General features: G+C 34.9%; 20 protein-coding genes. 2 read left to right on the top strand and 18 right to left on the bottom strand.

Annotated elements, in window-relative coordinates; genetic code table 11:
- Positions 1-8: 8 nt before the first annotated feature.
- The 4 genes from araA to A6B45_RS04165 all read right to left on the bottom strand — a co-directional run bounded on the left by araA (position 9) and on the right by A6B45_RS04165 (position 5,459).
- A complete protein-coding gene (gene araA, locus A6B45_RS04180) occupies positions 9-1,433 on the bottom strand; it encodes an L-arabinose isomerase (protein WP_072613485.1) in 1,425 nt (474 codons plus the stop codon).
- A 231-nt stretch (positions 1,434-1,664) separates the two neighbouring features.
- Entirely contained in the window at positions 1,665-2,744 is a 1,080-nt protein-coding gene (locus A6B45_RS04175) for a GntR family transcriptional regulator (protein ID WP_072613484.1), read from the bottom strand.
- A 137-nt stretch (positions 2,745-2,881) separates the two neighbouring features.
- Entirely contained in the window at positions 2,882-4,318 is a 1,437-nt protein-coding gene (locus A6B45_RS04170) for an alpha/beta hydrolase family protein (protein WP_072613483.1), read from the bottom strand.
- A gap of 349 nt (positions 4,319-4,667) precedes the next feature.
- Positions 4,668-5,459, bottom strand: coding sequence for a CPBP family intramembrane glutamic endopeptidase (locus A6B45_RS04165; RefSeq protein WP_081371162.1), 792 nt, complete (start codon positions 5,457-5,459; stop codon positions 4,668-4,670).
- Positions 5,460-5,607: 148 nt separating this feature from the next.
- On the opposite strand from A6B45_RS04165, the gene A6B45_RS04160 reads away from it, so the two are divergent.
- Positions 5,608-5,985, top strand: coding sequence for a MerR family transcriptional regulator (locus tag A6B45_RS04160; RefSeq protein WP_072613482.1), 378 nt, complete (start codon positions 5,608-5,610; stop codon positions 5,983-5,985).
- Positions 5,986-6,022: 37 nt separating this feature from the next.
- Here the strand turns inward: A6B45_RS04160 and A6B45_RS04155 are convergent, their stop codons facing one another.
- The 6 genes from A6B45_RS04155 to A6B45_RS04130 all read right to left on the bottom strand — a co-directional run bounded on the left by A6B45_RS04155 (position 6,023) and on the right by A6B45_RS04130 (position 13,404).
- Complete coding sequence (locus A6B45_RS04155) at positions 6,023-6,274, bottom strand: AzlD domain-containing protein (protein WP_081371161.1); 252 nt, start codon at positions 6,272-6,274, stop codon at positions 6,023-6,025.
- Between the two features lie 78 nt (positions 6,275-6,352).
- Positions 6,353-7,081: an AzlC family ABC transporter permease gene (locus tag A6B45_RS04150; protein WP_072613481.1), complete on the bottom strand. Its 729-nt coding sequence runs from the start codon at positions 7,079-7,081 to the stop codon at positions 6,353-6,355.
- Between the two features lie 189 nt (positions 7,082-7,270).
- A complete protein-coding gene (locus A6B45_RS04145) occupies positions 7,271-8,929 on the bottom strand; it encodes a glycoside hydrolase family 43 protein (protein WP_072613480.1) in 1,659 nt (552 codons plus the stop codon).
- 36 nt (positions 8,930-8,965) lie between these two features.
- Entirely contained in the window at positions 8,966-10,114 is a 1,149-nt protein-coding gene (locus tag A6B45_RS04140) for a glycoside hydrolase family 5 protein (protein ID WP_072613479.1), read from the bottom strand.
- Between the two features lie 15 nt (positions 10,115-10,129).
- Positions 10,130-11,380, bottom strand: coding sequence for an MFS transporter (locus A6B45_RS04135; RefSeq protein ID WP_072613478.1), 1,251 nt, complete (start codon positions 11,378-11,380; stop codon positions 10,130-10,132).
- A gap of 2 nt (positions 11,381-11,382) precedes the next feature.
- Positions 11,383-13,404, bottom strand: coding sequence for a beta-galactosidase (locus A6B45_RS04130; protein ID WP_072613477.1), 2,022 nt, complete (start codon positions 13,402-13,404; stop codon positions 11,383-11,385).
- Between the two features lie 123 nt (positions 13,405-13,527).
- On the opposite strand from A6B45_RS04130, the gene A6B45_RS04125 reads away from it, so the two are divergent.
- Positions 13,528-14,424, top strand: a complete 897-nt coding sequence (locus A6B45_RS04125; RefSeq protein WP_072613476.1) for an AraC family transcriptional regulator — start codon at positions 13,528-13,530, stop codon at positions 14,422-14,424.
- A 33-nt stretch (positions 14,425-14,457) separates the two neighbouring features.
- Here A6B45_RS04125 and A6B45_RS04120 read toward each other — a convergent pair whose 3' ends face one another.
- The 8 genes from A6B45_RS04120 to A6B45_RS04085 form a co-directional block, all read right to left on the bottom strand.
- Positions 14,458-14,958, bottom strand: a complete 501-nt coding sequence (locus tag A6B45_RS04120; RefSeq protein WP_072613475.1) for an NUDIX hydrolase — start codon at positions 14,956-14,958, stop codon at positions 14,458-14,460.
- A 93-nt stretch (positions 14,959-15,051) separates the two neighbouring features.
- Complete coding sequence (locus A6B45_RS04115) at positions 15,052-15,960, bottom strand: aldo/keto reductase (RefSeq protein ID WP_072613474.1); 909 nt, start codon at positions 15,958-15,960, stop codon at positions 15,052-15,054.
- A 310-nt stretch (positions 15,961-16,270) separates the two neighbouring features.
- Positions 16,271-18,238, bottom strand: coding sequence for an ABC transporter permease (locus A6B45_RS04110; protein ID WP_072613473.1), 1,968 nt, complete (start codon positions 18,236-18,238; stop codon positions 16,271-16,273).
- Position 18,239: 1 nt separating this feature from the next.
- Positions 18,240-18,995: an ABC transporter ATP-binding protein gene (locus A6B45_RS04105; protein ID WP_072613472.1), complete on the bottom strand. Its 756-nt coding sequence runs from the start codon at positions 18,993-18,995 to the stop codon at positions 18,240-18,242.
- 100 nt (positions 18,996-19,095) lie between these two features.
- Entirely contained in the window at positions 19,096-19,986 is an 891-nt protein-coding gene (locus A6B45_RS04100; protein WP_237048959.1) for a sensor histidine kinase, read from the bottom strand.
- A 97-nt stretch (positions 19,987-20,083) separates the two neighbouring features.
- The gene (locus A6B45_RS04095) at positions 20,084-20,761 is read right to left on the bottom strand and encodes a response regulator transcription factor (protein ID WP_072613470.1); all 678 of its coding nucleotides are present in this window, start codon (positions 20,759-20,761) and stop codon (positions 20,084-20,086) included.
- A 67-nt stretch (positions 20,762-20,828) separates the two neighbouring features.
- Positions 20,829-21,419: a DJ-1/PfpI family protein gene (locus A6B45_RS04090; RefSeq protein ID WP_072613469.1), complete on the bottom strand. Its 591-nt coding sequence runs from the start codon at positions 21,417-21,419 to the stop codon at positions 20,829-20,831.
- 143 nt (positions 21,420-21,562) lie between these two features.
- On the bottom strand, positions 21,563-22,546 hold the full coding sequence (locus A6B45_RS04085) for a LacI family DNA-binding transcriptional regulator (protein WP_072613468.1): 984 nt from the start codon (positions 22,544-22,546) through the stop codon (positions 21,563-21,565).
- Positions 22,547-22,592: the final 46 nt, after the last annotated feature.

The following is a 22,592-nucleotide window of genomic DNA, read 5'->3' as shown; positions in this document are numbered from 1 at the left end:
TTATGCCTTTACTTAATATCTACATACGTGACACCGAATAAGTTGGCTAAATCTGTCAGCTGTTCAGAATCAACAGAGAAACTCAATGTTGTGTGATGTCCACCACCTACTGTTAACCAACCTTCTGCGCCCGCTTTCAAGCCAGCCTTTGGTGTCCATAATTGCTTAGCAACTGGTAGATATGGTGTTTCAGCTTCTGGTTTATTTCCTGTGACATCATAGCTAATTAACTTAAATTCATCACCAAAATCAGATATTGTCACATCAACAGCATCACCAGTACGTCCACTAAAGACCAAACGAGCGGGATCTTCTTTACCACCAATTCCAAGAGGATGCACCTCAACACGTGGTTTATCTGATGCTATCGTTGGATCCACTTCGAGCATATGTGATCCGAGAATTGCTTCGTGACCTTGTCTCAAATCCAAAGTGTAATCTTCCATAAATGCTGTCGCTTGATTGTGTGACACAATTTTTAACAAACGTGTTAGGGCTGCCGTCTTCCAGTCACCTTCTCCGGCAAATCCAAATCCATCTGCCATCAAAAGTTGTGCTGCCAAACCAGGTAATTGTTCAAGGCCAACCAAGTCTTCAAAATTAGTGGTGAAAGCCGAATAACCTTTATCAGTCAAAAATGCCTTGATACCTAGATATTCGCGTAATTGATATTTCACGTTGTGTTCATATTTTTCGGGATCATTTTGACCAGCAACAAATTCGTATTGATCTTGAAGCTTGACGTAAAGATCATCAATTTCGGTACCATCAACTGCATTGACATATTCCACTAAGTCACCAACGCCCCAATAGTCTACTGTCCAACCGAACTTAATTTGTGCTTCAATTTTGTCGCCATCTGTAACTGCTACATTACGCATCTTATCAGCAAAAGTGACTACTTTAATCTTGAAACTTTCTTCATAAGCGACAGCAACATCCATCCATTTTCCAATTTGCACTTGAACGGCTTCATCAGACCAGTGACCAAAAATGATTTTATTGTTTACCCGAAGCCGAGCATTAATGAACGCATACTCACGATCACCATGCGCCGACTGATTTAAATTCATGTAATCGAAATCAATTGTGTCGTACGGAATATCATTCAACATTTGGGTCGCTAAATGAAGCAGTGGTTTGTTAAGTAATTGTGTCCCGCGAATCCAGTTTTTAGCTGGTGAAAAAGTATGTGCCCATGTGATGACACCAGCAACAGAGTCATCATAGTTTGCTTCTTTCATCGTTTCAGTAATATTTTCAGCTGTCACACCAACAGTTTTAAATTCAATTGGATAAGGTAAATTACCTGATTCATTTAACTTTTCAATAATTTTTTTTGAATCTTCTTCAACTTGTTTCAATACTTCAGGACCATATAGAAATTGAGATCCTGTCACAAACCAAAACTTGTAATCTTGTATATCAGTCATTTTTCATCCTCTGTATTTGTACTTGTAGCGACATTTGTTATGTTGAAGCGGCTCGGAATCAAACGATACTATCTAGAATAATCATTTTTTGGAAACGCTTACAAACAAACTATAAAACATTTGTCCGTATAAGTCAAATAAATATATTTTTATATGATAAATTATTTTTAAAAACACAAAAAAAACTAACTAGAAGATATATTCTAGTTAGTTTTGTTTTGGCTGTTTAATTTAACTAATATCACTCACTGATTCTCTTTCAATCAATTGAGAATGATAGACAATCGACTCAACCTTGTGATGTTTGATTTTCTGTAATAATAACCTCGCCGCATCTTGCCCCATTTTCTCTTTAGCATGTGACACTGTTGTCAGCCTAGGAGACAAATATTGTGATAGTTGAAAATCATCAAAACCAATCACAGAGATATCTTGTGGTACTTTAAGCCCCACCTCATGAATTAAATCTACAATGCGTATTGCTAGCTGATCATTATACGCAATAATGGCTGTGGGCCTCTGATCTGGATTTTTCACCAACAACTCACGCATATTTTGAAGTGCTTCATTCACTTCATCAGATTTATACATGATTGAGGAACTCTCTGGTAAGATATTCGGATGGTTCTGATACGACTGAAGAAATCCATTCAAACGATGAATACCTTGAACATCAGAAACTTGAAATACACCTGTGATTCTTTTATGTCCCCGTTTAATCAAATATTCCGTTACCTGATAGATTGCATTTTTATCATCACTGACCAACGTGGTACCTTCAAAATTATTGTATGATGCATTAATGAAAACCATCGGAATATTTAGTTGCGCAATTTGTTGATACAAATCAATATTAGGTGTATCGATGGCGCTTTGAGTTGGTTCAATAATTAATCCGCCCAAATTTTGGCTCATCAAATTTGTTAATGCCGTGCGTTCACGTTTTGGATCGTTATGAGTATTAGCCAAAATAAGTGAAAATCCATTTTCAGATAGCACTTGATCAGCACCATCAATAATTGCTGGGAAAATATAAGATGCCACATGAGTAGATAAGATACCAATTACTTTGGGGATTTCCTCATTTTTTTTTGCAGCCGACCAATCGGCCACAAACGAGCCGCCACCTTGCACACGATAAACATACTTTTCATTTTCTAAATCAGAAATAGCACGTCGTACAGTATAACGGCTGACAGAAAATGCTGTCATCATTTCGCTCTCTGTTGGCAGCTGTTGATTTTTATCGTATTCTCCACTCAATATTTTTTCTAAAATGTCTTTTTTAACAATTTCATATTTATTTGCCATATTTAATAAAAATGCGCCGAAATATTTCTGGCACTGCTAGTCCTTTTACATGATCGTTTTAATCTTATTCTTTGCAATGTAGCAATTGTATAAAATTAATCATACATTGAGTTTATCATACTGTTGTCATGCGTAGCCTATTTTTTCAAATTTGTGTATTGTTTATTGAAAATCACTTCAGGGTATTTATCAGATTTCTTAGTCAAGAGCTTTTCTTTATCGCCTTTCAAATAGTGGTCAAAGAAATCACTAACATACGTTCTTGTAATATCAACAGTATGATATGGTGTCAGCCCTCTTGCAAAAAGGAGCGGTGAAATGTAAGAAATTTCCGTAAAACTTTGGTGGTAAAATTTATCTACCGTCAAAAAATAAGTATCATTAGTACTCTTCTTCATGACAGAATTCAAATCTGGTTTGAATTCTTTATACGTCACTTGCTCTTTAACAGAAGAATGAGGCTTTAAGCTTTTGGCCGTATTACCTGACATAATATACATAAATGGTTGTAAAACACCTTTAGTTGCTACCGTACCCCAGAATCCCCCTTCTAGACTCACACCAGCTTTAATACGGTTATCTTGTGCTAACGCTTCAGCTGTCGTTGCACCACCGAAGGAATGACCAAACATACCAATTTTATTCATATTTAACTTTCCAGTAAATCCAGAATTCGACTGATTCCATGCGGACAGTTTGTCAATTACAAAAGTAACATCTTTAGCTCGAACCGCCACACTTTTGACATTATAGTTATAGAGTCCTTTAGATGTGTTGTATTTTGGATCTGCTTGATAATAAGCGGATTTACCATTTGATAATTTTACTTTAGCCGATGTATACGGATGATCCATACCAACAACGATGTATCCGCGACTGACAAGCTCTTCAACCGTTGACATGCTTTGATATCGAGTTGAACGTATTCCCGGTGAAAACAAAACAACTGGATAATTTTTTTTATCATTAGAAATACTAGCATTCTTTACAACGTGCGTTTTAACTAATGATAAGTGACTAAATAATTGTTTCGGTAAATTAAATACCAAGCTCATTGCTTCACCTAAACTACTTGGATAGGACTCTTTTTGTTTTGATGTCATTGCTTTTTTATTTGTCGGATACCAAACACTGACAGCCACATTTCGCTTATCAGAGCTAGTTTTTGTGAATGTTTCCGATCGACTTGAATCAACCAAGATTCGAGACTGTTCACCTATACCATATTTACCGGTGGGTTGTGGCATGGTGAAAACAGGTAAAATGATGCTCATGAATGTTGATATAGCAATTACCAAGATACTTATAAATGTAAATAATCCCTTCAAAACAGCGTGTTGCCGGTGATTATTTTGATGTTTTAGGCGATATAAAATGTATCCCATAGATAAAAATGCTATTAAATAGGTGCCTAACATTTGAATACGTACTTTATCAATAAATACATGCAGTCCGCCTATAACTAGCACGGTTGATAATAACCAGTAGTATGTGGTTTTTTTCCAGTGCCCCCATACTGAAAATATGAGGCTTAACAAAGTTATTATTGTTAACAATATTTCTAGAATTCGCATATTTTTCTCCCTTTTACTTTCTCGTCATGTCAACTAACAATGTTATTATAAACTGTGAAGTAAACTTCAATGTCAAGTTCAAAATAATCTCCCTATTCGTTGAAGCCACAAATATATAACATCATTGTGCTTGTCAGACATTCATATGAGAAATAAATACGTTTAAGTATCCCCCTCACAAAGGCATAAAACGCTGCTACAAAAGATTGCAGTCTAGAAAATCAATCAAAAAAAAAACCAGCTAATGGCTAGTTTTTTGTAAAAATGCTACGAAACAAATACCATTTTGCATGTCATGGACTGAAAGAACACTGATATGGGCGCAGCTTTATGAAAATATTTACTGCAATTAGACTTCCATTAGTAAATTTTGATTAGCATTCACCGTTGCTTCTAATGATTTAATCAAAATAATACTGATAACAGCCAAAGGAAGAAACAATAATACGACTACTGACCAACTCATATGTGTTGAAGTATTTTCGTATATGCCAAATTGCAAATCAAACAAAAAGTGTAAGATGGCACCAATGTGAATACTGTTTGAAATGATTTTTACCAAAGAAAAAAATAAACCCATACAAAAAGCATAAAAAACTTGTTGCGCAACACCCTCAACGGTACCTGATCTTAAATTAAATAGATGCAACAAACCGAATATGATACTAGTAACTATTGATGTGATGAGCAATTTGCTATTGTATTTTTTTAAAAATCGCTGAATTAAATTGAATAAATATCCTCTTACAAGATATTCTTCGAAAAATCCGGCGCCCAAAGCTATAGCTGTACAAGTGACAATAACTTCAGGTGAACTCTGAAACAAAAGTAGCATACTTTGGATATTTTCATTAATAATATATAGCAAAATAAAATAACCAAAAGCAAGTAGTGATGAATACTTTTGAAACGTAGACAGTTCAATACGGTGTATGAATAATCGACCATGGTTTGAAATCGAATTGACGAGCCATGAAAATATGTAGATGCACACGATTAAAAGAAAAGTTATTATGATTAAATTTTTTAATGGGGCTTGATCTGGAGAATACGGTTCAATCAAGATACCAATAAAAAACGTTATGATAATTGCAATATTCTTTATGAGAAACATTATCGGCTTATATTTTTTTTGTACCATATTTAAAACATCCTTTAATTTTTTATTATCGTTGCAAACACGGTGCAATAACGTTATTATAAACGATGAAGTTAACTTCAATGTCAAGCTAAACTTGCTATTTTGTCATTGAAATAAAGTGGCACCAATTATTTTAGAGGAAAATGATATGAAACAACTAACTCGTGGTAAACTAGCAAAAATGACAGGTCTTAGTGCGGCAACAATTCGCTATTATGAACAATGCGGACTACTACCAAAACCAAAGCGTTTAGCAAATGGTTATCGCGTATATGATGAAACTTATTTACCAAAAATTAAGTTTATTCAAGATGCCAAATCACTAGGTTACACTTTAAAAGAGATTCAAGAAAGCCTGAATATGCTTAACAAACAAATGTCCCCAGACGATTTAAAAAAGCTTGTTGCAGATAAAATTACTCAAATCGAATCCAGAATTGACAATCTAATAACCATGAGAAAATTATTGATGTCTTTGTTAGAATTTTCAGATTCCGACATTTACAACTATTTGAGCACTTTTTAAGCAAAAAAGATAACCATCGTATATGGCTATCTTTTTTTTAAAAATTAAAGTATCTCATCAAAGCCATTACTAGCACACTCACTAAAACTACAGCCATCAAAGAACGCCTAAAATAGCCGATAATTAAACCGGGTAACAATGCCACTAAAACAGTAAAGTTCACAGTCGCCAGCTGCCCGTGCCCATGAACAACAAATATATTTTGAAACATAAGTGTTGTCATCATTGCTAACGGCAAATACCTTAAGAATGTCGTCATCCAATCTGGAAAGTTAATATACTTAGCCATAAAAAAGGTATCACTCTAGGAATAAGTGTCACAATAATACAGCCTAGAAGGACGATATAAAATTTAGTATCACTCATATTACTCACTCTCACTTCTATTTACCAAAACAGCGTAAAAACTCCCCAAAACAGATGCTAACAATACAGACACAACTGCACTAAAGAAATACATAAGTAGGTACAACAAAGCCGTAGAAACGATTATAATTGACAGCACCTTAAACTTATTTTCCTTAGGATTTTGGAACATTGAGATGCTTGTCAGCAACCAAAGTCCGGCAAACATTCCCGTTAAAGCAAAATCCAAGCCGAATGCTGCAGGATCAGTAATGTTTTTGCCAATTACTGCAAAAATAACACAAGCTAGCCACCATGTTGCCCATGAAGCAATATTCAAACCATGCATCCACATCACTGATCTTTTCTTGCCAGCCGCAATATTCACAGATAGTATGCCAAATGACTCATCAGTTACTAAACTACCCATAAGCAAACTAGATGTAATAGATTGCCGTGGAAAAACTTGTGTAACCGTTAATGACTGTAAAAACATGCGAAAGTTAACCAAAAAAACCATCATGACAATGCTGCTTATGGACGCATTGGCAGCCAACATACTAATAACAATAAACTGTCCAGAACCAGCATAAAAAATCGCTGATAGCAAGAAGACTTGCCAAAGAGTAAAGTTTTCTGAGCCAGCAATTGTTCCAAATGCTGCGCCAATACTAATATACCCCAGCATAGTTGGCAAGGAAGCCTTTACGCCACTCCAAAAAGCATTCAATTGTTCTTTTGATATCGACATAGATTATTCTCATTCATAACATTTTAGTTGATTTAAGCAATATAAATATCCTATCATAACTGTTTTATAATGTTAATAGTTTTATTAGCAAATAATTAGACAATTTTATTTTAAGTGATAATTTTTACACCAAAAACCCCAACGAACATCTCACGTTGGGGTTTCTTCTTAATTAAAATAAACAATGCATCAAAGATTCGTTACCTTATAGAACGAAAAGTCGCCGTAACCATCATGCTGATGTGCATCAGTGACCGCTATGAAGTTGAAGAGCCCTGTGAAACCTCCAATTTCACCTTTTTCACCATTAACCCCTTCATCGGATAAATAATTAACATCAATATTTTCTAGTAATATCAACCATTCACCGTCAGCAGACATTCTATAAAACACTGTCGCTTCACCAAAATTATAGACAAATTTTATTTGAACGTGCCCAATTGCAATAGGCACCTTAACATACTGATAAATTTTTTTCTCACCCAACTTTGCTTGTGTTAAACCTAATGTTATCGCGTTTAATGATTCTGACCAGTATAAGTTTGCATACAGCCAATTATTAGCGTCATAATATAGCCCTGCTCCAGCTGATTCAGAATAATGATTTGGATGAATTTCCACTTCAGTTTCTAGAGAATAAGTGAACGATGTAGCTCGTGTAGCTAAAATACTTGGATTCATTTGTGAGAAAAGTGACTCGCCACCATAAATTCTTAAGTAATCTGTATTTTCCGAATGATTGACCCATGTTTTATTCTGAAAACGATACGGAGATAAAAATCGCTTGTCATAATGAGGCTCATTAAAGTCCTCCGTAATATCTTCAGAATATTTTATTGTTGCTTCTTTTTGTTGTGGGCCATCGATATTTTCCTTAGCAAAATTTGTGCCGTCAGCCATTTGTAACCAGTCGTCAGCCGTCCAATTTACTTTCTGGATACCAGTTTCTCGTCCTAATGGATTTAATGTCGTACCAGGCAAGGGCCGTGACATCAAATGTGCAACGTACCACTCACCGTTGGGTGTCTCTACCAAAGAACCGTGGCCCGACTTTTGTATATTAGAATTTGGATTATACATCTCAAATTGCCCTGCATCAGGATCTCCTAGGGAAAAAAGGTGTTCTGGTGAGGAAGTAATAATTGGTTCGCCACTTGGATGTGATTCATAAGGTCCAAATATGTCTTTTGATCGGCCAATTTCGACACCATGTGCATAACCAGTACCCCCAGCTGCAATCATAAGATAATAGTAACCGTTTCTTTTGTAAATTATTGGTGCTTCAGCAGCACCCCTCGAAGTAAATCCGGTAGTCACTCGATGCCACGAACCAACAATTTTCTGCTTTTCAAAGTTGAATTCAGCTATGACAATATGTCCTGGTGCTTGATAATTTGGTCTTGACTCCCATTCTAAGATAGCAATATACTTCTTGCCATCATCGTCATGAAAAATAGATGGATCAAAGCCAACTGATGTGAGGTAGATTGGCTCTGACCAAGGACCATGAATACTTTCCGACCAAAGCGCATACGAATCAGCATTAAATTCTCGACCTGCCATGTTTAACATGTGCGAATAAGCAATCCAATAACGTTTTTTGTGTGCATCATAGGATAGATGTGGCGCCCAAATTCCTGCTGGCGTGTTTGTTCCTTTCAAAGAAATTTCTTCTTTTTTCAAAACATGATCAATTAATTGCCAATTTTTTAAATCAGTTGATTCAAATATCTGAATTGCAGGTGTCCAATGAAAGGTTGAAGTAGCAATATAATATTTATTTTCTACCCTGATGATGGATGGATCAGGTGCCATTCCAGAAATAATCGGGTTTTTTATTTTTAACATATAATCACTCTCTTTCAATTAATCGCCTCAGTTTATTTAAATTTTGGCCCATTTTTTATTAACAGACCTTTCGAGTGACCAAGAATCCCAGCCGAACCATTCCTTATCATTAATTGTGTCAATATTAATTTTGTAACTCCAGAAAAAATAACCATCAACACGTTGCCACTGCTCAATTTGTAAGTTCCAAAGATCTTGATAAATACTTAGCGCATTGTTTTGATCAATCTCTACTTCCTGATCAAATACCTGTTGGACAGGACTAACACCACCTTTGGTATCTGAACCTGTAGCCAAAGAATTGAACAAAGTCCATTCACCCACTACTACTGGAACAAATTCTTTGACTTTAGCAATCGCATCCCCAACTTCATTCATGTATTGATGATACGAATCAAGTGTTAACTCACCTGTCTTCATTTCAGCAATCATTAGATATTGGTGGGTATCTAAAACAACATTCTCAAATTCATTTTGCTTAAAAAAGTCCATCCATTTTGAAATATCAAATCCATCATGAAACATAACCACCTTGTCTACCGGTAGTACTTCTCGTAATTTGGTGTATGCTTGCTTATAAAATTCGTATAGAAACTTAAAGGTAATTGGTGCGTTTTCCAATGCCATTTCTGGATCACGAGGTTTATACCGATTAAGCATTGTTTGAAACATTTCGGCTGTTGCAGGTTCATTTAATACTTCAATACCATATAACCCAGCTCTTTGCCCATAACGTTCGGCCAAACGACGCAAAACTGAAATAGCAAAATCTACTTGGTCTGAATGTTGTGCCCAGTTCTGAACACCAGATATACCACCATTGTCAAAACCATTTTGACTCCCAGGAACTGTATGCAAATCAATTAGAATTTTGAGGTTATATGCTTCAGCCCAACTAAAGGCTTTATCAAGATAATCGATGGCACCAATAAATGGTGGCACATCACCAAAGATAAAATAAGGAACTGGAATACGTATCGTGTCTAGTCCTAAACTTGCGATATTTAAGAAATCAGCCTCCGTAATAAAATTAGCCCGGTGCATATTTATGCGTGTTTTGTAGTCTGTCTCACTTAAATCACGTGGCAAGTAATACTCATCTTCTGCTTCTACACCATCAAACAATTGTGGTGACATCCATTTTTCCAAAACGAGCCATCCACCTAAATTAACACCTTTAATCATTGTCTAAATTCTCCTTTACTTTGTCGACTTAATCATTTGGATAAATATCATAGCTAGTGCAGAAAATACAACAGCTGTTGGAAATACCAAATTATATCCGCCGAATCCAACTAAAATACTTGTAACAATTGGACCAACTGTCTGGCCTAATGTGGTTGCCATGTTCAAAATCCCTAAATCCTTACCCGATTCAGTCTTGTTAGGCAAAACGTCTATATTCAATGCCTGATCAACCGCACCATACACCGCATAACCTAATCCTGAGAATCCTGCAAATAGAATCATTGAGAATGGCGACTTCATAATCCATGGTAACAAAAACCCAATTGACATGAGCAAGGTTGCAATATTTACTGGCAGCTTTCGACGACCAAATTTATCTGACAAACTGCCTGAAACTAATGAACCAACTAGTCCGACAACCATTGTCACGATTGACATAACCGAAATAGTTGCAGCGGCAGCTGTTTCACTTTGACCAATATAACTTAATAAAATATATAATTGATAATTCAAAATCATGTAGTATGAAAAAATTAATAATGACCTGCCGGTAAAGGCTAACCAAAAATCACGGGCGCCTTTAAGTGGTGGACGGAATGAAGCTAATAATTCCTTAATGCCACCTGTAACTGATGGTAATGACTTTGCAGAACGCTCATGTGGCCAAACGATAACTGTCGCGATGCCTGCAATACCCATTAGGATACCGGCCGTAATAAATCCTGGAGTCTGCAACGTAATAAAGCGGGCACCAATCAAGGTTCCAAGCGACGTTCCAACGGTAGTACCAGCTGAATAAAATGCTGATGTTGTTGCACGCAAGTTTTCAGGAACTCGATCTGATAGAGTCGCCATAGCTGGCGCAATCATCATATTTAAACCAACCATACTGATACAGTAACTAACACCGATCAACCAAACATTTTGAAACAGACCGATAGCAAACAAGGATACACCACCGATAACACCACCTGCAATAATCCATGGTGTACGTTGACCAAAGCGAGAACGTGTGCGATCTGATAAATTACCAACGATTAAGTTTGATAATAATGAGGTTATTGCGGTTGCAGCATTTAAAACACCAAACACGGCTGTGGATCCTTCGGCTCCAACCACATTTCGCAAATGTTGTGGCAAAAGAACAGCAGCTATAATTGCCAACCCAGCCATCCACAACAATGAGAACAAGAAATAGGATATCGTGAATCGAAATCCATCTTTTTTACCCAATTTAATTTGAGCATCTACTGCCTTATCCATTATTAGTTACTTCTTTCTATAATTTTTACATCCCAAGGTTGCAATGTCACTTGACTACCCTGAGTCGTGTATTCTTGTTTGATTAGCTCCATACCTGAGAAAGGCGTATCAAGGCTTGTACTAGTATCCGAAAAATTGAACAGAAAATCGATGTTTGCACCGTACTCATTTTGTGCTGATTTAACAATCACTGGGAAGGTTGCATCATAACCAGATTGGAGAATTCCCGATTGTTTGATAACATGTTTTACTAGAGCATTCGTAACAGATTGGCTTGGCCAAGCACCTAAATACCATGCCGTACCATTACCATATTTGTTTTCTGTAATAGCACCAAATTTTTTCCAATGATTATTATAAGAGGCTAAAATTGTTGCTCCATCACTTTCGAGCAATTCAGCCCATTCACTGATTTGCAAATCAGTATCTTCAAATATCCCAGTCTGATCCTCTAATGACTCACCGTTGGGGTCGACAAACATGTGATAATGCGCACCAATTGCTTCTCGAATAATTGCTGGTTGTATATCAGTCCGTACCTTGACATGTTCATCAGTCACACCGTCTTTAAACGTGAACAATACATTGCCACCGTCATGAATGTAGTGATTTAATGCTTTCAAAAAGGTTTCGTCACTGACATATAACATTGGTACGACAACTAACGCGTAATCGCTCAAATTAATCGTTTTTGGATTCAAAATATCGGTTCGGACATTTAATTTGTAAAATATATCGTACAATCTTCGAAATACATCATTGTAGTTTACGTCCTTTCCAATCGCAAACTCTATCCAGTCACTAGATGTTGCTGTGAGACTTTCGTTATCTACCACAAACGCTACGTCTGCTGAATGATTTAAGTTGACTAACTTATCAGACAAACGTTCAAAATCATGTCCCACTTTTTGAGCCTCTTCATAAACCGGATTTGGTTCAAAATCATGACTCAATAACCCTTTCCAATATGTCTCGAAAGAATTATGGATAGAATGCCAGTGCCAATATTCAATCATGTTCGCGCCATTGGCGATATGGTTAAAAGCAAGTTGATAAAGTTGCCCTGGAAATGGTGTCCAGCTTTTAAATGCTTGTGCCTGCGTTTCTAGCACCAAATAATTTTGATGCTTAATTGAACGCGCAACATCGCCAGCAAAAGAATTTTCCGTCCCTGTAAGTTGACTTTGTGAAGGATGATAGACGTCAATTCCAACAAAGTCTAACGGTTCAGCTGCCTCAAAATGATTGACATCTGGTTGAATGCCATATGAATAATCACGCCATTCAAAATCAAAATTATGTGTCACAAATTGAGAATCTTTTTTATATTCATTGACCAAACTAACTTGCCAACTTAAGTATTCCTGAACCAATGAACGTTGATATTTTGCAAACTCACCTGCTAAACTGCCGTTAATTGTACCGTTTACATTCGGAAAATCCTCCCACGTGTTAATACGGTTCGACCAATAGTCAAGACCAAACTCTTTATTGAATGTATCAAGATCACCAGAAAATTTTTCTTTAATTTCTTCAACAAAGCCGGCTTGGACGTGGCTTGCAGATGTACCATAGTGCTTGGTTTCATTATCAACTTGATAACCAATGATGTTCTCGTAATCAACCGTTTTCTGCAACATTTGACGAATAATCCGCTCAGAATAATATCGATAAATTGGACTGGTAATATCCATTATCTGCCTGGCACCATAAGGTAAACGGTTTCCGTTATTTTCAACAAGCACCTCAGGAAACTTTCTAGCCAGCCAAGTAGGAAATGCATACGTCGGTGTGCCCACAATAACCGAAATCTTTGCATCCCTCATTTTATTTAGCGTATAAATTAGTTTGCTAAAATCGAATACCCCATCCTGTGGTTCGTAGGTACTCCAAGTACTTTCTCCAATTCTGACGACATTAATTTTAGCTTCTTGCATCATTTTGATATCTTGATCAATACGATCATAGGGCAAATACTCAAAATAATAAGCAACCCCAAACAATAATTCCTTATTTTTGTTCATACTATTCCTTCCTTTGTGTTAGAATAAAATCACAGCTCTTGATAACGCTTTCATTATGGCGCATAATTATCTTAAATGTAAGCGCTTTATTTATTATAAAAAAGCCCTTTTTGAGGTTATAAAATGAAATCATTCGAAAAAAAAGAGCTCCAAGGCTCTATACGATTACCCGCATTAGATTGGAACATCTCTTTCTTTGGCGGCCATCAACAAGATATCAAACCTGGCTGGCACTACCCTTCTGAACGTCATCTAGCTTTTGAAGTATTTTACGTTGTCGAAGGTGCTATCAATGTAACGGCTTTTGATAATACAATTCGCCTAGAATCCGGGGATATTATGGTTTTATATCCCAATGTATGGCACGAAACAACTAGTCTAACAAATACAACCTACTTTAATTTTCATTTCAATTTAGATGATGAACGATTCGTCACAAATTTAATAAATCAGGGTATCCTTAATTTTCCTAACGGATCACTAAAAAATATCCCTCTTATCAAAAGTTTGGACAAATTACGGGACGTATTAAACAAAAACATGGCGTACAATTTTAAGGATGAGTTGAAGCTTCATGTGTTACTGTCCGATTTTATTTTCCAATTATTTTCTAGTGAAGTATTAGAACACACATCCCTTAACTCCTCACAGCTGAAAATAGCCAGTTCAATTGCTTATGGTATAAGAACTACTTTGCAAAAAAATATCCACAGCTACTTTAACGAAGATTTCATTGTTAGCGATCATTCATCCCGTTTAAGTATTGACAAAATTTACAGTGATCTAAAAATTAGTCCAAGTTATGGTGGAGAGGTATTTAGAAAAATTTACGGATACGCACCGCGACAATATTTAACAAAATTAAAAATTGCACAAGCCAAGCGGTTACTGCAAATGCCTGATTTAAGTGTGATTAACATTAGTGAAGCGCTAGGTTACCAGGATCCTGCTCATTTTTCACGACAATTTAAAAAATGGACCGAAAATACCCCCTATCAATATCGTAAAAATCATCAATAAAAAAGGTACTGATTGTTAACAATCAGTACCTTTTTAAAACACAGCATTCTCCAACACAGTCCACTCATCAAATATCGTATCTTCATCTTCAAAACGACGATTATTCAATAAGTATTCTTTGGCTTTTAAAACCAATGGTGAAGCATTACGAATACTAATCTTTTCCAATGGTATAAAAACAGCGCCTAATGAATCTTGCCCATCAAACTGTGGTGCAATTTCTTCAACTTTGCCAGACAACTCTTCAACATCATAAAATACAGCGATATGTTGATTATAGTGGTAATTTAAATAATCCCAAGGATATTTAAAACTAGTAATTCCCAACTGACTATATTTCTGAACCGTCAAACCTGTTTCTTCTGTTATTTCACGTTTAATAGCAAGCGATAATTCTTCACCATCTTCTAAGCTGCCACCTGGCAAATCAAAACGATTAATGTAAGGCCCACCATTCTTTTTTATGACAACAAGTCCTTTGCTGCTTGAATAAATAATGCCATAAACGCCAAATGCACGATGATATTTTTCCATATTCCATTCCTTCTTTCTAAAGTGTGAATAGCGTAAAAAAGCAAGTCATATTACTGACTTGCTTTTTTATATAGACTTATAGTACAACACTACCTAAAAATTTTCAAAGGCCGTGTCAATTTGCTGATATTCGGTTTCAGTTAAGTCAATGTTTAATGTAGTAACGTTATTGGTCACTTGGCTTGCATTACGTGCCCCAGGAATAACCGCACTGATGCTAGGATTGGCAATATACCAAGCCAGAATAGTTTGCGAGATTGAAGCATTATGATTTTCCGCTATTTTCTCAACAAGTTTCAGGGCAGAGACAATCGTTTCAAATTGCTCTTTTGTAAACTGATCAAATTTGTCAGCATCCGCCAAGCTGTACTTTCCTGTTAACAATCCAGAAGCCAATGGAAAATATGGCACGAAACCAATATGGTTTTCTTGCAAGTATGGCCATAACTTATTTTCCGCTTCGCGGTGCACTAAACTATATGCATCTTCGACATAGTCTACTTGCCCATTTTTATTAGCTTCTTTAATTTGCTCCAAACTGAAGTTTGACACACCGACTGCACGAATTTTTCCAGATTTCTTCAAATCATTTAAAGCAGCAACTGCTTCATCTTTGGGCGTGTTTTCATCAGGAAAATGAATATAGAAAATATCAATGTAGTCCGTTTGAAGTCTTGCCAAGGCATCATCAACTGCTTTTTTAAGAAAAGTTGGTGTATTATTTATTTTTAAATCATTATCTGGATCTTGTGCCGCTTTAGTAGCAATTTTAAAGCTTGAACGGGAATAGTTTTTAATAACTTCACCAATGATTTCTTCTGAACGACCAAGACCATACATATAGGCTGTATCAATCATTTGAACCTGCGAATCCAATGCTTCACGAACTATATCAAAGCCATCTTCATCTTTTAGGCCCTCAAATAGATTATGACCGCCTACTTTATTGGTGCCAATGCCCAACTTCACAGCCTTACTACTTTCTTTTTGATTATGTGACATGATTCTCCTTTCTGCATTCAACTAACTATTAATTAGCTTAATTATATAGCAGATTAATCAATAATACTGTTTTCATGCTTAATTATTACGTTTAAAAATCTCGTTTGAGCAGGTAATACTCATTCATATCGCAAGATTGGGTAATGATTTTGATGCTCAAAATAACAGACAAATATATCTATTAAAACGTGAAATACCTAAAAGTATTCCTATAATAAAGATTGTGTCAGAAATGACTACTAAAAAGCACCCCTTTGTGTTAAAAAAACGATTCCATTTAGCGGACTCGTTTTTTAATAAATACTTTGCATCAATGATTTTTTCTTGAAACTTGCTGATAATATGTTTTCGACGTTTTCAAATAGATTAAGTAATAAATTATAATCATTGAAATAATCGTGATGATAGTTGTTATATAAACTACTGGACCAATCAAGATTCCAAATAGTTGTAAAATCTTATGAATCATTGGCATCGCAAAACATAAATGTATAATTGCGACGGTTATTGGAAGACCAAATATCCAAATGATTTGCGACTGAACTGTTCGTTTAACTTCTTCATGTGACATACCAATTTTTTGTAATATATCAAATTGGTTTTGATCAGAACGGCCTTCTGATATTTGCTTATAATAAATAATCAATCCAGTTGCCATAATAAAACTGACAGAAAATACTAGGCCAATAAAGAAAAATCCACCATAAAATTCTTTAAGGACTGACATTGTTGAATACCTGTCTTCACTTGTAATATTTTTTACTCGAGATATACTTTTTAAAAAATTTTTCTTTTGTTGTGCTGTTCCGGTTATATCAAACAATAATTGATTTTTATAGGTAATTATCTGTTTTTTATCCCCTAAATCGTTAAAACTATTTCCTAATAAATTCGTAATGTCTTTAGAAGGAACAACAATTATCATAGAGTGCGTCATATTAGGCTGCGCACTTGGTACTCCCTTGATTTTTTTCAATATTTTTTTAACATGGTAAGTTTTATTCAAAAAAGTTATATTATTTTTATCGAATGTTTCTTGACGATCATGTACATATATTTCGTTAGATTTTAACTTTTTTATATTTTCATTATTCAGGTATTGATACTGCTTCTCCGTCATAAATTGCAACTCCGATAAATTATCAGCACTTGTAGCAGAGTTACCAGTTAACGGTTGAAGCTTATTTTGATTGATTAAATTTCCAGCTATTGCGTTACTAATTTCTAATCTATAAGAGTTTGTTATTTCCACACCATTATCACCAGCGATTTTTTTTACTGATTTAATTGATATATTTCGATCGGATGAACTTGTCAAAATAACAGCGCGCGGAAATTGTTGATTAATATAGTCCTCTTGTCCAACAAACATTGAAATCGTTGTCACAATCACTACTAGTGCCATAGTTGTTAGCAACGCAATACTAGCTAATCCTGTGGCATTTTGCTTCATTCTAAATAACATATTAGATACGGTTATAAAATGATTGGCTTGGTAATAGTATCGCTTGTTCTGCTTCATTAATTTCAAAACAATTGTTGAAGCCACTATAAATAATATATATGTTGCAGAAACAACTAGTAGAACAGCAATGAAAAATTGCATCATTGCTTTTAGCGGCGATTTAACAGTAAGTGAGATATAATAGCCACAAGCTAATAACCCTATGCCAGTAATCAGTAATACCCAGTGATTTTTAGGTTCAGCTTCTCCTTTTTGAGTTGCATGTAAAAGTGAAATGATTTTGAGTTTTAAGATTGTGAATACATCTGTCAAAAATAAAAATAAAAAACAAATTGAAAAATAAACTAGAATAAATATTATCGATGCTTTTGTTATATTTAATTCAAAATTGTTTCCACCAACCAATTTTATAAACAATAAAATTAGTACTTTACTAAACACAAATCCGCTAAATATCCCTAAAATTGTAACAGTAATAAAAGAGATAAGTTGTTGTCGCCAACTAATCTTAATGAGATCACTTTTTTGCATTCCCAAAATACTAAACAGCCCAAATTCAGCTTGCTTCCTTTTATTCAAAAAACTATACGTATACAATAAAAATATAATAGAGAGAATACTAATAACAGCTTGTCCAAAAGATAGCATTTCAATGACAGAAACACTTGCAGTTAAGCTCTGAACGCCCTTTGAATAAATAAGTAATTGAATGACCAGATTTAAAGCAACAGCAACACTTCCTGCTAGGATAAACGGCCAATATTCTAACTTGTTTTTAATAATCGACTGCCAAGCTAATTTCCAATGTAACATTTTAGACTATCCCCCCTAATATGTTAGTCATAGCATCATTAATGGTCAATAACATTTCTTGTTCCGTCCTGTTTCCTCGATATATTTGATGAAACACTTTTCCATCTTTTATAAAAAGAACACGTCTGGCATGACTAGCAGCTAAAGCTGAATGCGTCACCATTAATATTGTTTGCTGTTGTTGATTATACTTTTCAAAGAGTGACAAAATTTCTGCCGAATTTTTAGAATCTAAAGCACCCGTTGGCTCATCCCCTAATAAGATATCTGGATTAGTTACCAATGCTCTACCAATAGCAACACGTTGTTTTTGACCGCCAGACAATTCATATGGATATTTATTAAGCAAATCTTGGATACCTAACTGTGTAGCGAGACTATTAAGTTTTTGTTCTTTTCCTTTTGTATTTTTAGCTAACACTAGTGGCAAATAAATATTATCAGCTACGCTCATGGTGTCTAACAAATTAAAATCTTGAAAAACAAATCCCAAATGATCTCTACGAAATGCAGCTAATTTCTTTTCAGATAATTGGGTTAAATTTTGATTATTTAATGCAATATTACCAGATGTTGGTTTATCAAGCGTCGCTATACAATTAAGCAGTGTTGATTTTCCAGATCCTGATTCACCCATTATTGCGATAAATTCACCTTTTTCAACGTCAAAACTAACATCTGCCAATGCAACAACGGTGTTATTTTTGATTTTACTTCGATACTCTTTTTTTAAATGTCCAACACTAAGTAATGTCATGAAATATTTTCTCCTACAATGTTTGATATAGGTTTATTGTAAATTAAAAAAGAGATGACAAAGCTTACACATCATCTCTATACCTTACAAAATTGTAAGATTATTTAATTTCAACCTGTTGCAAATTAATAATAACAGTTGTTCCAACACCCACTTTGGAAGTAATAACGACATCATGACCTAAGTTATTCAGAATTTTTTTTACCATGTATAGACCTAACCCACTAGCATTACTATTTAGACGCCCATTGAATCCTGTATATCCCTTATTGAAAATCATTGGTAAATCACTTTGTGCAATACCTATTCCGCTATCTGTAATAATAACTTGATTATCATTTTTGCAAACGATATTTATTTTACCTTGGGGTGTGTATTTTATAGCATTGAAAACCACTTGTTCGAAAACAAATTGAAGCCATTTAGGGTCACTCAAAATCGTAAAACTCACATCATTTATACTTATGGACACATTTTTATGAATAAACAAAAACTTATAACCATTAATAACGGACTTTAATAATTTTTGTACATTTATTTTTTGATATGCCAAATCCTGGTTAAAGTTTTTTAAACGAATAAAATGTAACATCATGTCTAAATACTGGTTAATTACAATCAACTGACTACTCGTCTCATATTTATCAACCGTATTTGTTTGGTTCATTAAATCTAAAACTGATATTGGCACTTTAATTTGATGTGCCCACATCGCGTAATAATCTTGCATGTCTTGCATATTTTCATTAAGTTGTGCTTGAAGCTGCTCGCGGTCATATTGTTGTTTTTGAATGAACAATTGATACATTCGTTCATTACTTGTCAACGAAAGAATATTTGGTACTTGATGAATTTCATCTTCAGAAAGTAATTTTTTTAAAATAGAGTTGGCTCGTCTCCACTTCCAAAATAAAAAACCAGATACGATAACAAGAATATAACAACCGCCCCAGAGCGCATCAATTGCTACATTTAAATTTAAGGAGCGCATAATAACACTCCAAAAAATAAAAAAATAAATAGACACAAAGGTAAAGTATAAGTACCAAAAATCATATAAAAAACGAATTAAAAGACCAAATAGCTTTCTAATCATCGAGCATCATACCTTTTCCTTTGACAGTTTTCAAATATTTAGAGAATTTAATATCAGTTACTTTTTGACGTAATCGAGTTACTGTAACTGATAGTGTATTTCGATCAATAAACATTTCATTATCCCAAAGGCTTGCCATGATATCCTCTTTCATAACAAGTTCCTTTGGATGATTAAACAACAAATGCAGTAATTTTGTCTCGTTTTTCGAGAGATTTACCTCTTGGTTCCCATGTGTTAGCTGGCTATCAATAATATTAAGCGTGTATCCCTGAAAAGATGACGTATTTTTCTCTACACCAAAACTGTATTCACGACGTAACAATGCATTTATTTTAACAATTAATAAATCAATATTAAATGGCTTTGTGATGTAGTCATCCGCTCCAAAGTTCATTGCCATAATCATATCGCTGTCTTCATCACGACTTGATAAAAAAATAATTGGTATCATACTATTTTGGCGTATTTTTTGAGTCCAAAAAAAGCCATTATAATACGGTAAGTTGATATCCATTAATACTAAATGTGGCGAATATGCTTCAATTTCTGCTTCAACACTATTAAAATTTTTGCAACTGTCTGAATTCAACCCCCAACCTGCTAGTGCTTTACTTAGAAGTTCGACAATTTCTTGGTTATCTTCGACTATAAAAACTTTATACTTCATAACTTGTGTCCTTTATTTACTGATTTGAACTTAAACTAAATTATGAATAATTGCAAATCTCCTCTAATCAAGCATATGGATTTCCAAATTTTTCACAGTATGTATAAAATCCTAACTGATGGAGCGCTATAGTTTGGTCCACTTGATCATCTGGCATGGCATTCACTAACTTCAGAACTTCATTTGTAAATGATAAAGTAGCCGTTCCATTAGCTGTTACCAATAAACTATCTACTACGACTTGTTGCTCCACAAAGCCTTTAGTATTTGTATACTGTTCATATTCTTGCCACAAGTATACTGCATTACCAGTATGTTTCCTGTCATTTAGTAAGCCATTTCTAGCCAAAAAGTCCACTGCCCCACATATTGCTGCTACCTTCTTGCCAGTGACTAAGCGATTTGCAACAAGATTAGTTAATTCTTGACTTTCAAGATACCAAGAATTGCCACCTATCAAAACTAGTAATTCAACGTCCGCTGGTATATCGCTAATAAAATAGTCTACGCTTGTTTTAAAGCCACCCATTGAAGAAACTTCTTGCTGCACAGAAGCTGTTTTTACTGTCCAATTCGGCAATTGATTGAATTGACTTGAAAGGTATGCTCCTTCCCAATCGGCATATTCGTCAAGCAAAACAAACACCACTGTTTTCATTTATTCATCCTCTTTTCATCATGTTTGTAAATGATACCATGGACTAAACGGGAACACAAGTTCGCACTGATTTTAATAAATATTCAGTCAATTCCAAAATGAATAAAATATAACTAGAAAATGTAAAGTCACTTATCATTTCATTAGGTACTCTCACGCTCGTCTATTTGAAATGGTACATACATGTGATGAGGACCAGTAGTTGTGTCGTTAAATAACATTTTCAAAGCTGTTGCGCCCATTGTCGAAAAAGCTTGTGTAATACTAGTTAGACGTGGACTAACAATATCAACTAAATAAGTGCCATCAATACTTACCACCGCAAGATCATCTGGGACACTAATATGAAGCTGTTTTGCTGTGTTTAAAATTCCTATTGCTACTAAATCACTTGCGCCAATAATAGCAGTTACGTCTGTTTGTGATACATAATGGTTTAAAGCTTCAACACCACTGTCATACGAATAATCCCCCTCAAAAATAAAATTCTTATTTTCCGTAAGGTGGTTATCCTTCAAGGCGGCAAGATATCCAAGAACTCTTCGATGTCCAATAAAACTATTGATTTCCAAACTGGCTAATCCTATTTCTTTATGACCTTTATTAATCAAAAATTGAGTAGCTTCGTATCCAATTTTAAAATCATCCGATGAGACGAATTGTGACTCTTTATCTACTGCTGTCGAAACAAACAAATGTGGAATATTCGTATTTTTGAGCAACTCAATAGCCTCGCCATATAATTCCACTGAAATTAATAGTATGCCATTTACTGGTCTTTCTATGACTGTATTAAGTGCTTTAACTTGCATCTCTTCGTCATTATCACCAACAAATAAAATAATCACACTCAGGTCTCTCTTAAAAGCTTCCGTTTGAATGCTTTCAATAATTTTCATAGCAAAATTTGTTTTAGGGGTCGGTACCAAAATAGCAACAACATTACTATGCATTGTCACCAATTCAACTGCTGCTATATTCTTTTTATAGCCTAACTCTTGAATGGCTTTTTTGACTCGTTTTTCAGTCGAATCTGAGTATGCTTCCTTTTTACCTGCTAACACCCTAGAAACAGTTGCAATTGAAACATTTGCACTTCTAGCAACATCTTTAATTGTCACTGACATAATTAACCCCGTTTTCGCATTTAATAACTCATTTTATTATAGCCTA

It is taken from the genome of Leuconostoc suionicum (genome assembly GCF_001891125.1).
GTDB classification, from domain to species: Bacteria; Bacillota; Bacilli; order Lactobacillales; family Lactobacillaceae; genus Leuconostoc; species Leuconostoc suionicum.
The sequence above is the reverse complement of the archived record's forward strand: the minus strand, read 5'-3'. Positions and strand labels throughout refer to the sequence as shown.